We start from the raw sequence: 15,858 nt of genomic DNA on the forward strand, positions 1-15,858 counted from the left end.
CCCTCATACGTTCAGTCTAATCGATTTTTGCGGAAAAGGGGACTGAAGCGGGCTGGTCAATTTTCTTCCCGGGCTGTTGAAGGATTTCCCTCTACAAACGAGGTCGAATGGGTCATAATAAAGAAAAAAGGGAAGGGGTGTTCGCCTAAATGACGGTCACTTTTCATGTCGGGCGTTCCGGGAGCGGAAAAAGCGAATGGATGACGAAACATGTCATCGAAGAGCTGAAGCGTGACCCGAGCGGACCGACCATCTATATGCTCGTCCCAGACCAAATGTCGTTTGAGATGGAACGGAAGATGGCGATGACGGACGGCTTGAACGGGTCGACCCGGATTCAAGTCTTATCAATGCGTCGACTCGCCTTTTTGATGATGCGCGACCGGGGCGTCGCGACCGAACAGTTTTTAGATCAGACAGGGACGCACTTGCTGTTGCGCCGCGTCGTCGAGATGAACGAGGAACGATTGACGTTGTTCCGCCGGACGATGAACCAGTTCGGCTTTTACGAGGAACTGAACCAGTTGATCACGCTCCTCAAGCGCGGCCTCGTCGATCCCGAGCAGTTGCTCCGCTTAAGCGAGCAAGACCAACATCGGTCCCTCAAACTCCAAGATTTGTCGATTCTTTACGAGGGTTTCTTGATGATGACGGAAGGGAAATCGCTCCACGCGGAAGACTATTTCAACGTGTTGCTACAACTGTTGCCGGACATCGATTTGACCGGGACGCAGTTTTATGTCGATGGGTTCAATGAATTTTCGGAACAGGAGCTAGCCGTGCTCGTCGCTTTAGCGGAGAAGGCGCCGCTCGACGTGCTGTTGACGATTGACCCGGATTCGCTCTATCGGCCTCATCCGTCGTTCGGACCGACGCAACGGACACTCATGCGTTTCAAAGAGCTGTTGGCCGAGCGCGGTCTCTCGTCAAACGACCACCCTCATACAGGATCTCCGCGCTTCCAACATCCGAGCCTGGCCTATCTCGAGGCGACGTTCGGGCAAGTGACGGCAGCTCCATACACGCGTCCTGATTCGAACGTGGTGTTGAACGCGGCCGTCGACCGGTCGGTAGAAGTCGAGGCAGCCGTCCGTGAGGTCGTGCGGCTCGTCCGGGAGGAAGGATTCCGCTATCGCGATATCGCTTTCGTGTCACGCTCGCTTGAGGAGTACGGCGACTTGGCGACACAAGCGCTCCGAAAAATGCAGTTGCCGTTCTTCCTCGATGAGCGGCAACCGATGCTCGATCATCCCGTCGTCGAATTACTGAAGGCGACGATTGAGGTCGCGATGCGCGGCTACCGGGAAGAACCGGTGTTTCGGGCGCTCAAAACCGAACTGATTTTGCTCGATGCGGAGCATCGACGCACGTCGGTCGACCGACTCGAGGCGTTCGTCATCGAGCGCGGAATCAAACATTATCACTGGCACGAGGATTGGTATTTGCGACGCCGAGCCGAAGAAGAGGCACGGCTGACCGGGGAAGAACTTGACTTGGAGACGGCACTCAATCGTTACCGCCAAACCGTCGTTGACACCTTCGACCCGCTGTTGGCAGATTTAAAAGCGGCGAAGACGATGCAAGCTTACACGCACGCCATCTATGCCTTTCTAGAACGGGTTGATGTGGCGTCTTGTCTCGCCTATTGGCGCGAGGAGGCGCTCGAGGAATCAAGATTGCTCGAAGCGAGAGAACATACCCAAGTGTGGGATGCCGTGTTGCACTTGCTCGAGCAGTTGGAAGCGGCGGCGCCAGATGAGACGCTCTCGACCGAACTGTTCCTGCAAATGATGGATACCGGGCTCGACAGTTTGCGCTACGCGCTCGTCCCGCCATCTCTGGACCAATTGACGGTCACTGATTACGTCCGGGGCCGCTTGATTGATAAAAAGGTCGTCTTCTTACTCGGGGCAAACGAAGATCAAATCCCGCTCGTAGCGACCCAGTCGAAACTGTTGACCGACCAGGACCTTGATTTCATGCATGACAACGGCGTTCGGGCCGGGAAAGCGACCGAGCATTTATTTGATGACGAGACGTACTATTTATACAAGGCGCTCACGGCACCGAGCCATCGTGTGTTCGTCAGCTATGCCCTCGTCGACCGGGCCGGCAAGGCGATTCAACCGGCGAGTTTTATCGCTGACCTGAAAGCCCGCCTCAGTGGCGGGAAAGTCGTGACGACCCATTTCGCGGAAGCCGGGGAACATCGCCCGAGCGACCAGCTGTCTTTTATCACGAACGTGAATCAGACGGCAGCGGTGACAGCGCTCGAACTGCAACGACTCAGCCGGCATTATCCGATTCAAGATACGTGGTTCACGGTGTACAACGAACTGTTGAAACATCCGGAAGGCCGCGAACGGATTCGCTTATTGACGAGTGCACTCTTCTATCAAAACGTGCCACAACCGTTGCCGGAAGATGTCGCCAAGTCACTTTATACAAACTCGATTCGAGCGAGCGTATCGCGGCTCGAGACGTTCCAGGCTTGTCCGTTCCGTCACTTTGCGAGCTATGGGCTCCGTTTAAAAGAACGTCGCCTGTATCGGTTAGAAGCGCCGGATATCGGAAACTTGTACCATCGCACAATCGAGCATATGTCCCAGACCGTGAAAATGGACGGGAAAGAATGGCGGGATGTGAGCCGCGACGAGTGTTCGTCACTCGCCGAGGCGGCCGTCGAACTCGTCACGCCGGAAATTCAAAATGCGATTTTGATGAGTTCGAACCGGTATGGCTATTTGAAGAAGAAATTGACCGATGTCGTCAGCAAGACGGCGGAAGTATTGATCGAGCAATCGAAACGGGACGGATTCGACCCCGTCGCTTTCGAACTCGCCTTCGGCAGCGGCAATTTCCCGCCCGTGTCGTTCACGCTCAGTAACGGGGCGACGTGTGAACTTGTCGGTCGCATCGACCGCGTCGACACGGCCTCGGTCCATGATCAGCTTTACGTCCGGATTGTCGACTATAAGTCGAGCAAACGAGAAATCGACTTCGCCGAAATCTATTACGGGCTCGCCATGCAGATGCTCATCTATTTGAAAGTACTGATCGAGCAGGCGAACGCGTGGACACAAGAGAATGTCGCGCCGGCAGCGGCGCTTTATTTCCACGTCCACCGGCCGCTCGTCGCACCGGCCGAGACGGACACGGACACCGAGCGGAAGGTGCTCGAATCGTATCAGATGCAAGGATTGCTCGTCGACGATCCTGCCATTTTAGAGGCGATGGACCGGACAGCGAAACTCGATCAGAAAAAATCAATCGTCATCCCGGTCAAGTACAAGAAAGATGGGACGATCGATGCGAATACGACGAAAAAAGTCGTCTCCCCGCCACAGCTCGAGCAATTGATGGACCATGCCCTTAATTTGGCGGAGGCGAGCGCCGAGGCGATGTACGATGGCGAAATCGGAGTCGAGCCATATGAATATAAAGAACGACGGCCCTGCCAGACGTGCCCGTTCCAAAGTGTCTGTCACTTTGATGAGGCGCTGTCCAACGAGCCACGGCAATTGAAGAAATTAGAAAAAGATGACGTCTTGTCAAGATTAGGAGGTGACGTCGATGAAGTGGACGAATGATCAACAAGCGGCCATTGATGCCAGAGGGTCGCACGTGCTCGTCTCGGCGGCAGCCGGTTCCGGGAAGACGGCCGTCCTCGTGGAACGGCTCGCGAGCCGTCTCTTGGATGAGACGGACGAATTGACGGCGGACCGCATGCTCGTGGTCACATTCACGAATGCGGCGGCGGCCGAGATGAAACGTCGAATCGCCAAAGCACTCGACGGGGCACTCCGTGATGATCCCGAGAACGCATATATTCGAAAGCAACGCCAAATGCTCAACCGGGCACTCATCACGACGATTCACTCGTTCTGTCTCGAAGTGATTCGGGAGAATTATTATTTGCTCGACCTCGACCCGGCGTTCAAAATCGCCGAGGAACGGGACTTGGTGCTCTTGCAGGACGATGTGCTCGAAGATGTGCTCGAGGAGGCGTACGGTCAACAAGACCAAGCTTTCTTCGCTTTGATTGACGCCTATACGTCGGACCGGGGCGACAGTGAGATCGAGGAATTGATTCTCGGCCTCTATCACTATGCACGGACGCTACCAGACCCGGAAGCGTACTTGAACGAACTTGTGTCGTTGTATCAGTTCGATGGGGATCCTGACGAGGAACAACTGTTGATTGAATTCGGGCGCCTGCTTTGGGTAGACATCGAAAAAGCATTGCGTCAGCTCCGTCGCGTCGCCATCGAACTTCGGCTCGCCGGTTATGAGGCGCAATCTGAGAACGTGCAACAGGCGATTTTACCATTTGTGAATCTCGATCCGGACTCGTTCAAGTGGAGCGAGCTCGAGACGGCTTCCCGCGCCGTCAAGTTCGGGACGATGAAATCCGTTCAAAAGAAAGAAGAACATCACGTCTATCACACGGTATTGAAGCCGACATACGATCAGGCGAAGAAGAAGTTAAGTGAAGCCATCGCCCAAGCGAGCACGAGTGGGGCAGATTATTTGGACGTGTTGATGACACAACGTCCGCTCGTCGAGACGCTCGTTAAGACCGTTCGGACGTTCGGTGCCGCCTATGAACAGGCGAAGCGGGACCGTGCCTTTGTCGACTTCAGCGACCTCGAGCATTATGCGCTCGCCATTTTACGAGACGGGGGAGGACCATCTTCGGTCGCTTCGCTTTACAAACAACGCTTCGCCGAAGTATTGATCGATGAGTATCAGGACACGAACGAGATTCAAGAGACGATCATCGGGCTTGTCAGCAATGAAGTCGAGCATGTTGGAAATCTGTTCATGGTCGGCGATATCAAGCAGTCGATTTACCGGTTCCGTCATGCCGAACCACGCTTGTTCATCGAGAAGGCGACGCGCTTCAAACAGAATGGGTCGGGACAACGGATCGACTTGTCCCAAAACTTCAGAAGCCGAGCCGAGGTACTTCACGGCATTAACGACTTGTTCGTCCGGCTGATGGACGAGGAAGTAAGTGAGATTGAATACGATGAGGCGGCACGTCTCGTCCCGGGGCGTGACTATGAGGCGCTCGAGGCGAGTCCTGAACTCATTCTCGTCAACGGGGAGAGCCGCGACTTGTCGAAACAAGAACTCGAAGGCCGGGCCATCGCGACCCGGATTTTAGAGCTCGTCTCGGGCGAGGAACCGTTCAAAGTGACCGATGAAGCGACAGGTTTGCTCCGGTCGTGTGAATATCGTGACATTGTCATCTTGGTCCGTTCAAAGAAAGAGCGGGTCGAACAGTTGATGGATATTTTGACACAGTACAACATTCCGGCCTACACCGATTCGGACGGGGGATACTTCCAAGCGACGGAGATTCGGATGATGCTCGCGGTGTTGAAACTGATCGACAACCCGCTCCAAGACATCCCGCTTGCCGGGGCACTTCGCTCGCCGATGTTCGGGTTCAGCGACCAAGAGTTGGCGAAAATCCGCCTTGAGTCGGAAGAGTCATTCTTTGAGGCGCTCAAAGCGAAAGCAGATGATGAGGACGATCTCGGTCTGAAGTGTGGCGATGTTCTTGACGCGTTATCAGCGTGGCGCACGTTCGCTCGCAACCATAGCTTGTCAGAATTGATTCAACAAGTGTTCAACGACACAGGATTTTATGATTTTGCCGGCGGACTGCCGGGCGGGAAAGGGCGCCAAGAAAACTTGAAGGCGCTCTATGACCGGGCGTTGTCGTATGAGCGGAGTGGTTACCGCGGCTTGTATCGTTTCCTCCGTGTGATGGATCGGCTTCAGGATAACGGCGAGGACTTGTCCGAGGCGCGTTCACTCGGTGAAGAAGAAAACGTCGTCCGGATTATGACAGTCCATAAGTCGAAAGGACTCGAGTTTCCGGTCACAATCGTCGCTCAGCTAGGGAAGCAGTTCAACAAGCGCGATCAAATGCAGCGCGTCATCTTCCATAAACGTTACGGAATCTCCCTCGACGCGATTGATGTCGTCACGCGCACGAAAACGGAGACGTTCGTCAAAGAGATGATTCGCCGCGATCTCGATGCGACGATGAAAGCCGAAGAGATGCGCGTTTTGTATGTCGCACTCACGCGTGCGAAAGAAAAACTGATTTTGGTCGGGACGGTCAAAGAGCCTGAGAAACAGATCGGGCAATGGTTGCACGTTGAGCAAACCGGGACGACTTTATCGGCCGATGCGCGTCGTGAGGCGAAGACGTATCTCGATTGGGTCGCTCCGGCGCTCCTAAAACTTGAAGGAGCGGCCCCGTTTTTAGAAGAGCAAGGGTTGCCGATGATCGCACCCCAATCGGAATCGACCCCGTGGACGTACCGTATCATCGGCGAAGAGGACTTGGCGGAAGTCGCCACGCTCCAAGAGATGATGGCGCAGCTCCATCACGTCAAACAGTTCGAAGCGATTGACTTTCCGGTCAAAGACGAGGCGAACGTCACAGATTTTGTCCGCCGGGCGTTCACTTATGAATATCCGGCCCAAGCCGCGACCGAGACGGCTGCCAAGCAAACGGTCACGGAGCTGAAACGCGCGCTCCAACTCGAGCAGGCGGCGTTTGAAGAGACGTACCGGGCGAGTGACACCCCGTACCGAGAGCCGAAGTGGAAACAATCGAAACAGACGGGAGCCGAGCGGGGTACGACGTTACACCTTGTCTTTCAATTGATCGACCCGTCGGAACCACTCGCCTTACAAATCGATCGCTGGGAAGCCGACGGCATGCTCAGCCCGGTCGAGGCCGAGACGGCAAGGCTTGCCATCCCTGAAATCGAGGCGTTCTTTGCTTCAGACACGGGGCGCGCGTTAACGGCAGCGCTTCAAACCGGGACAGGCTGGCGCGAGTTGCCGTTTACGTACACGGTTCCGGCCGAACGGGTCAATCCGAGCGGGACGTTCACTGACGAACATGTGCTGATTCAAGGGATTATCGATTGTCTGTTCCATGACGGCGAGACATACGTGCTTCTCGACTATAAATCGGACTCCGTGCTCTTTTCGAGCGAATCCCGTGACGCGGCGAAACAAATGTTGCGCGACCGCTATCATGTCCAATTATCGCTCTATCGCGAGGCCATCGAGACGATTTGGGGGATCACGGTCGGACAGATGCTCATTTATTCGCTCGAATTACAGGAAATTGTTGTATTATAATGTAGACGTTGTGAAGAAAAAGGGGTACGGTTATACACCGTACACCCTTATTTTTTGTGATTACGAACTGAATCCGGTAAAATAATGGAATGGGATAAAAAATGGAGGAATCGTCATGGTAAAAATTTTACTAGCAGAAGATGAAGAAGTATTACGGATGCTTGTTTTAGATACATTAGAAGATGAAGGATATGACATTGATGAAGCGCCAGACGGCCTTGAAGCCTACCGGCTAATCGAACAGAACGAGTATGACCTCGTAATTGTCGACCATATGATGCCAGGCATGACAGGTCTTGAGGTCATCGAGAAAGTTCGGAAACTACCGGGACGTCAACATACAAAAGTGATGATGCTCACGGCGAAGAGCCAACAATCTGATCGTGATTGCGCGAACGAGATTGGCGTCGACTACTTTATATCTAAGCCGTTCAGTCCACTTGAGTTGGTGAAGATTATAGGAGGAATCGTGAATTGAACAGATGGTTTAAACAAAAACTCGGTCGCGACCTCATGGTCGTTCTCTATTCCTTCCTCGCGCTCGCGCTGGTCGGATCGATAATTATGTACACGTACATGCAAGAGCGAGTTGCTGAAAACGAACAACGGCTACAAGACGTTGATGAACGGATTGAGCGGTTGAACACGCTGTGGGATGAGTGGCAAGGCGTCCAGTATGATTCGCGCGGTTATCTCTTGTTCGGAGACACCGATTCGCTTGAACGGGCTCAGTCGAAAGAGAACGAGTTCCAGCAAGAAATCAACTGGTTCAAGAGCGTCGTCCAAACGAAGCAAGGTGAAATTTTTGCAGACGACTTGCAAGAATTCCACGACTTCTATTTTGGCGTCATCCTTCCGGTGACAACAGAATACGGACAATTGCGCGCCGAAGGTGAGATTACCGAAGATACGATTGACCCGGAGACCGTATTAGGCTTACCGACCGCCCAGCGCTTGATTGAGCAGGGCGTCGTCCCGTACAGTCCAGAACGCGGCATCGACACGCTCGGCCCAATCCAACAGATCGAGACGGCGTTAGACGATTATAAATCATTGATGAATAGCGAGAAGCAGAAAGTATATGACGCTTGGAAGTTAAACAGTGATATTCTTCAATTCTTGTGGATCGCGAGCATCTTGTCGTTCGCGGCATTGATCTTGTTGTTCATCCAACCATTCTTGCGCCGTCAAACGCGTTTGATTTCACGTCTCTCGGTCGCATCTGACCGTCTGCTCAAGGGCGAGATCGTCGATTTGAGCGATCAGATGGGACGCGAAGATGAGATTGGGACGATGTCACGGTCGTTCCATAAGATGGCCGAGACGCTTCGTGACAATGAACGTCACTTGATTGAGAAAAACCATGAGTTACAGGCGCAACAAGAAGAATTGATTGCACAACAAGAAGAACTTCAAGCGCAACAGCAAGAACTTGAAGAAATCTTGGAGCAGACGCAACAGAACGAGCAACACTTGGCTTATCGTAACGAATTGACCGAGACGCTCGCGGCCCGCGATTCGCTCACGGCCTATCCAGAAATTATCGAGAAGCTCGTCGCCATCACCGACTCAGAAGTCGGCGCGCTCGTCTTCGTCGATGCGACAGGCTCGTTCTCAATCACAAGCCACGGATTGAACGAGACGCTCACGCGTCAGTTGCTCGACAGCGAGAACTCAGTCTTGACGCGGGCGATGACGCTTCGGACGACAGTCCATTCGTCGAAACAAGTCGCAAGCGACCACCCGCTCCCGTACCCATACTATATGTATGAGACGGCTGTACCGGTCCATGACCCGACAGATGACTCGATCATCGCGTTCATCTATCTCGTCCGCTATAAAGATCGCTTTACGCAGACACAGATGGGTGACATCATGTCGTTCGCTCGTCAGTTGTCGCTCTCGCTTCTCCGGATGCGTCTGTTTGAAGAGATGACCCGTGAGAAAGGGAAGACGGAACGGATCCTCGATTCAATTCGCGAGGCGGTCATCTATGTCGAGCATTCGACCGATGATGTCTTCGTCAACCGACCGCTTTATGAAATGTTCCCTGAACTCGATGAGATCACGTCGAGAGAACTCGCGGAACTGTCGTGGAACGAATGGCGAGAGACGATTTCGACGACAGTCGACCAAGAAGATGATTTCTTGAAGTATACCGATCGCCTCTTCACCGACGACTTCCCGCATGACAGCGTCAGCTTCTCGATCCGTAAAGGCGAGATGAACTTGCAGATGTATGCGGAACGCATCGTCGTCGGCGGGTTGTCGAAAGGGACGTTGCTCGTCTTCCGTGACATCACGAGCGAGACCGAGGCGGAACGCTTGAAGAGCGAATTCATCTCGACGATCTCCCACGAGTTGCGGACACCGCTCTCGTCGATCTACGGGTTCACCGAACTCATGGTCAAGAAGCAGTTGCCGAACGAGAAGCAGGCGAAGTACTTGCAGACGATTCACGCCGAGACGGAGCGCCTGACGCATCTCGTCAACGATTTCCTCGACGTGCAACGGATGGAAGCCGGCAGTCAGATGTACGACCGCGAACAGCTCGATATCGAGCCGGTCATCCGCGACATGATGACGTTCTATGAGGCTTCTTCGCTGAAGCATACGTTTGAACTCATCACGGCCGATGACCGACCGTATGAACTGTTCGCCGACTGTCAAAAGTTCAAGCAGTTGATGAGCAACTTGCTCTCGAACGCCGTGAAGTATTCACCACGCGGCGGAAAGATCACCGTCGAATTGGCCCACCACGATCAATCGGTGTCGATTAAAGTGAAGGACCAAGGTATCGGTATTCCGAGCGACGCGCTCGACCGTCTCTTCGACAAGTTCTATCGGGTCGACAATTCCGATAGCCGAGAAATCGGCGGAACCGGACTCGGTCTTCCGATCTGTCAAGAGATCGTGCGCGGTCACGCCGGACAGATTCATGTCGAGTCGGTCCAACATCAAGGGTCGACGTTCACGGTCGTGATTCCGAGCTTCGAATACGCGGTTCGCGAACAAGAGTCAACGACAGCTTAATAAATGAAATACGACAAGGCGCCTGATCATTCCTCGATCAGGCCTCTTTTTGATAGGCGATCAGATTTTTCAGTGTCCTGCTTGACCGTAATCAGAGCGACTCGTGTACAATAGAGGTTGTACATAATGGAAAGGGGGATTTAGAATGCCATTGATTGCATTTCTACACACGCACGTCACGAGCTGGGTCTTGTTACTCGTCTTGTTCGCTGTCGCCTATATCGGCTACAAAAATGCCAACAAGAGCGGGAAAATCGCCCACATGGCGTTTCGACTCATGTTGCTCGTCGCGTTCGGCACGGGACTTTATTTGTATCTTCAATTACTCGAAGGCGGCATGTTCTACCACGTGAAGATCACGGTCGGACTCTTGACACTCATCTTTGGTGAGATGACGCTCATCCGTGTGAAGAAGAACAAACCTGCGGGCACGATGTTCGGCGGTTTTGCGATTCTCGCGCTTGTGACAATCTTCATCGGCTATGCGTTGCCGTATGGACAGTCGTTCTTCAGCAACTTCATTTAAGTATGGTTCCCACTTCGCACATCGGAGTGGGATTTTTTGTTTGTCCGTAAATTATTAGGGGAAAATAAAAAAATCAGTGATAACGATGATGAGGTGAAACGATGGAACAACAGATGAATGAATGGTCACGCGTCTTGCACGCACGCAGATGGATGAAACAAACCGAATCGTTCCTGCCGCTCTGGCACGGATATATCGGCTATAAATATGGGTTGTTCGATGCGCTCCAAGGCGGGGCGAGCTTTGCGGAGATGACGCTTCGCTTGAAGCAACCGTTGACGAAACTCGCGCTCGAGCGTTGGCTCGACGTCGGGGTCGCCGTGCGCCATTTGAAGAAGAAAGGTTGGCGCTATTTCCCGACCCGTAGTTTGAAATATCAGTTGTCGCACGAAGATGAGCGCAGCATCGGCTTTATGCTCCAAGAGATGATGGAACTTCATATTCCGGCACTCATCGCATATCCTGACTTTTTAGAGTCGGGCAAACAGAAAACGTTCGATGGGGCGACACATGGCCAGGTCGTCGCACAGACGTCGACCCTCGTCGAGACGGTCGCGTTCCCGGTCGTGCAGCAGCTGTTGCGGCAAGCCGACGTCAAGACGATGCTCGATATCGGGTGCGGCCACGGGGGTTATTTACGCAAACTGCACGGACTCGAACCCGATTGGCAGTTGACCGGCATCGATCTCGAGGAAGACGTGATCGCAGAGGCGCGGGAACAAGATGAGTCCGGTGAGATTCGCTATGAAGTAGCCGATTTTATGGAGTGGGATCACGACGAACGATTTGATGCCGTCATGATGAATAATATGTTGTATTATTTCTCTCCGGAACAACGAATCGAACTGCTCGGACGGATGCTTGAAAACTTAGACGAAGCTGGTGTCGCGGTACTCGTCACTCCGCTCGCCGAGACGCCGCTCGGTGCTCGATTTGCCTCAGCGTTCAATGCGTTCATGACGTTGCATGATAACCTCTATCCGCTCCCAACGATTCGTGAGTTACGTCGTCAAATGCACAAGGTCGGCTTTGACAATGTCCGTTTCATCCCGTTCATCCCAGAAGGGTCATGGTACATTGTCATCGCGAAACGCGACAATTGACACATCGCGGACACACGACGAGCCGATTCAGATTTGAACTTGTCTCCAGTCATTTCTATAATGGGATAGAAGCATAAGAGACTTTTCACATAGGGAGTTGTTCAATGTGTCGGAAAAAAGAGTCGCCGTAATCGGTGCCGGACCAGGAGGACTTGCGGCCGCTATGCTGCTCGCAAGCCGTGGTGTGAAGGTAACAGTGTTTGAGAAGCAGGCGTTCGTCGGTGGACGGACGTCGCGTCTGCAAGTCGGAGAATTCGCGTTCGATCGTGGCCCGACTTTTTTAAATATGCCATACATTTTAGAAGAGATTTTCGAAGAGACAGGTCGAGATTTACATGACTATGTCGAGATGAAACGACTCGAGCCGATGTATGATCTTTATTTCGATAAAGGAAATCGGGTCCTATCGATGACGACCGATCGCGATCAAATGCATCAGGCGATTGAAGAGCAGTTCCCAGGCAACGGGGAAGGGTACGAACGCTTCATGGCCGAACAAGCCATCAAGCTGTCGAAACTGATGCCGGTGCTCCAGACGGCACATGACAAACTGACCGATTACGTGGCGACGCGCGTCTTGAAGGCGCTCCCGTTCTTATCGATCGGCAAGTCGTTATACGACGTCTTGTCGGAGTATTTCACGAGCGAAGAGCTGAAGTACGCGTTCACGTTCCAAGCGAAATACCTCGGCATGTCCGCGTGGGATTGCCCGGGTGGCTTCTCAATCTTGTCATATATGGAACATGCTTACGGCGTCCATCATCCGATCGGCGGCGTGAATCAACTCTGCACAGCGATGGCCCGTGTCATCGAAGAAGAGGGTGGGGAGATTCGTCTCAAAGAAGGCGTCGACCGGCTCTTGCTCGACGGGAAACGCGTCAACGGACTCGTAGCGAACAATGTCCACTATGCCTTTGACGAAGTGATTGTCGGTGCCGACTTCGCACATGCGATGACGACACTCGTCCCAAGCGACGCACTCACACGTTGGAGTCCAAAACAGCTGAAGAAGAAACGCTACTCGTGTTCGACGTTCATGCTTTATCTTGGACTCGACCGTGTCTATGATGATGTCGCACACCATTCGATCCATTTCGCCGACGACTACGAGCGTAATGTGAAAGAGATGACGCAAGACCTGAAGCTGAGCGAAGACTTCTCGTTCTATGTCCAAAATGCTTCACGGATTGATCCAACACTCGCACCGTCAGGGAAATCCTCGCTTTATGTGCTCGTCCCGGTGCCGAACAACCTGTCGAATTTACCGTGGGAGACGCTCGAGACGACGATGACCGAGCGCGTCCTCGATGCACTTGAGACTCGTTCGCCGTATCGTGAGATCCGGAACCATATCGAGGTGATGCAGCCGCTCACGCCAAACGATTGGGAAGCGTTCGGTGTCTATGAAGGGGCGACGTTCAACTTAGGACATAACTTGTCACAGATGATGTATTTCCGTCCTCATAACCAGTTCGAGGAGCTCGACCACGTCTGGCTCGTCGGCGGTGGGACACATCCAGGCAGCGGACTGCCGACGATTTTTGAATCGGCGCGCATCACCGCCAACCTGTTGCGTGACCGGGCAGGTGTCGGCCAATGAACATCAGTTTCGTCGGTGCCGGAATTGGGTCGCTTTACGCGGCCTTGCTCCTGACCCACAAATATCCGTCGCTGGACGTGACCATCTATGAAAAAGAAGCTCGTGTCGGCGGCCGGCTCAATTATGTCGAGTTCGAGAACGGTGCCCGCGTCGATGAAGGGCCGACCATCGTCTTATTGCCCGGAAAATTGAAAAGTCAGCTCCTCGAGGCCGGTTTCCCGGAGCGAGAGCTCGAGTTGATCGAGGTCGACCCGCTTTATCGCCTCCGTTACGAGGATGGCACGACGTTCTACAAATACCGTGACATCGAACGTCAGGCGGCCGAAATCGACCGTCTGTTCAACGAGGGCGACGGCTTTAGAAAGTATATGACTCAAAAACGGGAAGAGTACCGCCTCGGGTTCGATGCATTCTTAGACCGGGGCTATAAAGGCAAGACCGATTTGTTCGAACCGAAACTATTGATGCTCCTCATGCGCTTGAAGGCGTATGAGACGGCCCACGAGAACATGAAACGCTTCTTTAAAGACGAGCGTCTGCGCGTCGCCTACAGCCTCCAAACGCTCTATATTGGTGGGAACCCATATGATACCCCATCCCTCTATGGTTTGATCCCGTACCGCGAACAAGAAGAAGGAATCTGGTACGTCAAGGGAGGATATTTCTCACTTGCGACGAAAGTAGAACAAGAGTTGAGACGACGCGGCGTCAAGTTCGAGTTGAACGCGAACGTCGAACGGGTGCAGGTGGAACAAAGCCGGGCGAACGCGGTCATCGTGGATGGTGTCGTTCATCCGTATGATGCGGTCGTCGTCAACGGCGACTTCCCGCTCATGGAACGGTTGATTGATGGCGTCAAGCCGAAATCATACGAACCGTCGAGCGGGACGCTCCTGCTTTACTTCACCGTGACCGGGGACATCGATTTACCGATCCACCAATTCGACTTGCCGAATGATTTTGCGGGGTCGATGCGGACCATCTTCGAAGATGGTAAACTAAGCAAGTATCCGGCGATGTATACGTTCAATCCGTCTTTGATGGACGACACGCTGGCACCGGACGGGATGAGCGTTCTCTATGTCCTCGTGCCGGTCCCACGTAAATTGGAGCGTGAGGACTTTGAAATGAGCGGTGCGATCGAGCATTTGATTGGCCGGATCGAACAGATGGTCCCCGACTTCAGGGATCGTGTCATTGAGATGAAAGTTCGGACGCCGATGGATGCGGAACGATTTGGGTTATTCGAAGGCGGGAGCTTCGGCATCGCTCCGAAATTGGCCCAATCGGCCGCGTACAAACCACAGGCTCGCCCGTATGCGCATATCGATCGACTTTACGCTGTCGGAGCATCGGTGCATCCGTGCGGAGGCGTCCCGATCGTCATGATCGGCTCGCAGCTGTTAGTGAAGAGAATGGAAGAAGAAATGGGGGGCATTGTACCATGACGACACAAGAAGCGTATCGTCACTGTGAAGACGTAATGAAAAAAGGCTCGCTCACGTTTTATCGGGCCTTTTCTTTGCTCTCCAAACCAGACCGTCAGGCCGTGGCCGCGGTCTATGCGTTTTGTCGGACGCTCGATGACGCGGTCGATGAATCCGACCGTCCTGAAGAGAGCTTGACGGACTTTTTGACCGAGTTCGATCGCTTCTTGGCCGGTGAACATCTGACCGATGCGCTCTGGGTGGCGTTGCGTGACGTTTGGGGACGGTACGACATGGACGTCGAACCGTTCTTTGAATTGGCTGAAGGCATGAAGTGGGACTTACATAAAACGCGCTACGCGACGCTCGAGGAGACGGAGCAATATAGTTACTATGCGGCCAGCACCGTCGGTTTGATGCTGTTGCCGATTCTCGCGCCGGACGTGGACGCGACAGGGCGGCATCAGTTGAAACAAGGCGCAATCGACTTAGGCATCGCGATGCAGTTGACGAACATCCTACGTGACGTCGGAGAAGACCTCGACCGTGACCGAATTTATGTGCCACAGTCGTTATTGATGAAGTTTGGTATTTCGGAAGCAGACTTGTTCGCGCGACAAGTGACCCCGGCTTTCATTGACGTCTGGGAGACGATGGCGCGCCGGGCCGAACTTCTATACGTACGGGCCCGGGAGACGCATCACTTGTACCCTGCGACGAGCCGGAAGCCGGTCAGCGCGGCGGGATTGCTCTATGAAGGCATCTTGGACGCGGCCCGGCATAATGGGCACGACGTCTTCACGAAACGGGCGTTTGTCTCGACGATTCAAAAAGGGAAACTGTTGGCCAAGTTATAAAATCAGGCAGCCGTCGCAAAACGGCTGCCTTTTTTGTGCACAAAAAAAACCACTTTTGGCGGGGGACCAAAAGTGGTGTAAGCGTTGTGTGATTCGTTCATCGGGGAAACGAACGAATCGGACGTGATGAACCCTA

The 15,858-nt window shown here is 53.4% G+C and carries 9 protein-coding genes; all 9 read left to right on the forward strand.

Annotated features, from left to right (window positions below):
• The first annotated feature begins 149 nt into the window (after window positions 1-149).
• The 9 genes from addB to KNP74_RS04845 all read left to right on the forward strand — a co-directional run bounded on the left by addB (window position 150) and on the right by KNP74_RS04845 (window position 15,722).
• Entirely contained in the window at window positions 150-3,590 is a 3,441-nt protein-coding gene (gene addB / locus KNP74_RS04805) for a helicase-exonuclease AddAB subunit AddB (RefSeq protein WP_214763651.1), read from the forward strand.
• Window positions 3,574-7,176 (forward strand): helicase-exonuclease AddAB subunit AddA, encoded by a 3,603-nt coding sequence (gene addA, locus KNP74_RS04810; RefSeq protein WP_214763655.1) that lies wholly within the window; start codon window positions 3,574-3,576, stop codon window positions 7,174-7,176. The genes addB and addA overlap by 17 nt, the downstream gene beginning before the upstream one ends.
• Window positions 7,177-7,291: 115 nt before the next feature.
• Window positions 7,292-7,654 (forward strand): response regulator, encoded by a 363-nt coding sequence (locus tag KNP74_RS04815; RefSeq protein WP_021066686.1) that lies wholly within the window; start codon window positions 7,292-7,294, stop codon window positions 7,652-7,654.
• Complete coding sequence (locus tag KNP74_RS04820; RefSeq protein WP_214763656.1) at window positions 7,651-10,209, forward strand: sensor histidine kinase; 2,559 nt, start codon at window positions 7,651-7,653, stop codon at window positions 10,207-10,209. Before KNP74_RS04815 ends, KNP74_RS04820 begins: the two co-directional genes overlap by 4 nt.
• Before the next feature lie 145 nt (window positions 10,210-10,354).
• Window positions 10,355-10,735, forward strand: a complete 381-nt coding sequence (locus KNP74_RS04825) for a YisL family protein (protein ID WP_034776573.1) — start codon at window positions 10,355-10,357, stop codon at window positions 10,733-10,735.
• A 101-nt stretch (window positions 10,736-10,836) separates the two neighbouring features.
• Window positions 10,837-11,838: a class I SAM-dependent methyltransferase gene (locus tag KNP74_RS04830; RefSeq protein ID WP_034776575.1), complete on the forward strand. Its 1,002-nt coding sequence runs from the start codon at window positions 10,837-10,839 to the stop codon at window positions 11,836-11,838.
• A gap of 73 nt (window positions 11,839-11,911) precedes the next feature.
• A complete protein-coding gene (locus KNP74_RS04835) occupies window positions 11,912-13,438 on the forward strand; it encodes a phytoene desaturase family protein (protein WP_214752876.1) in 1,527 nt (508 codons plus the stop codon).
• Window positions 13,435-14,886 (forward strand): phytoene desaturase family protein, encoded by a 1,452-nt coding sequence (locus KNP74_RS04840; protein ID WP_214763657.1) that lies wholly within the window; start codon window positions 13,435-13,437, stop codon window positions 14,884-14,886. Before KNP74_RS04835 ends, KNP74_RS04840 begins: the two co-directional genes overlap by 4 nt.
• The gene (locus KNP74_RS04845) at window positions 14,883-15,722 is read left to right on the forward strand and encodes a phytoene/squalene synthase family protein (protein WP_214763658.1); all 840 of its coding nucleotides are present in this window, start codon (window positions 14,883-14,885) and stop codon (window positions 15,720-15,722) included. Before KNP74_RS04840 ends, KNP74_RS04845 begins: the two co-directional genes overlap by 4 nt.
• Window positions 15,723-15,858: the final 136 nt, after the last annotated feature.

This window comes from Exiguobacterium sp. s141, assembly GCF_018618085.1.
In the GTDB taxonomy this organism is placed as follows: domain Bacteria; phylum Bacillota; class Bacilli; order Exiguobacteriales; family Exiguobacteriaceae; genus Exiguobacterium; species Exiguobacterium mexicanum_A.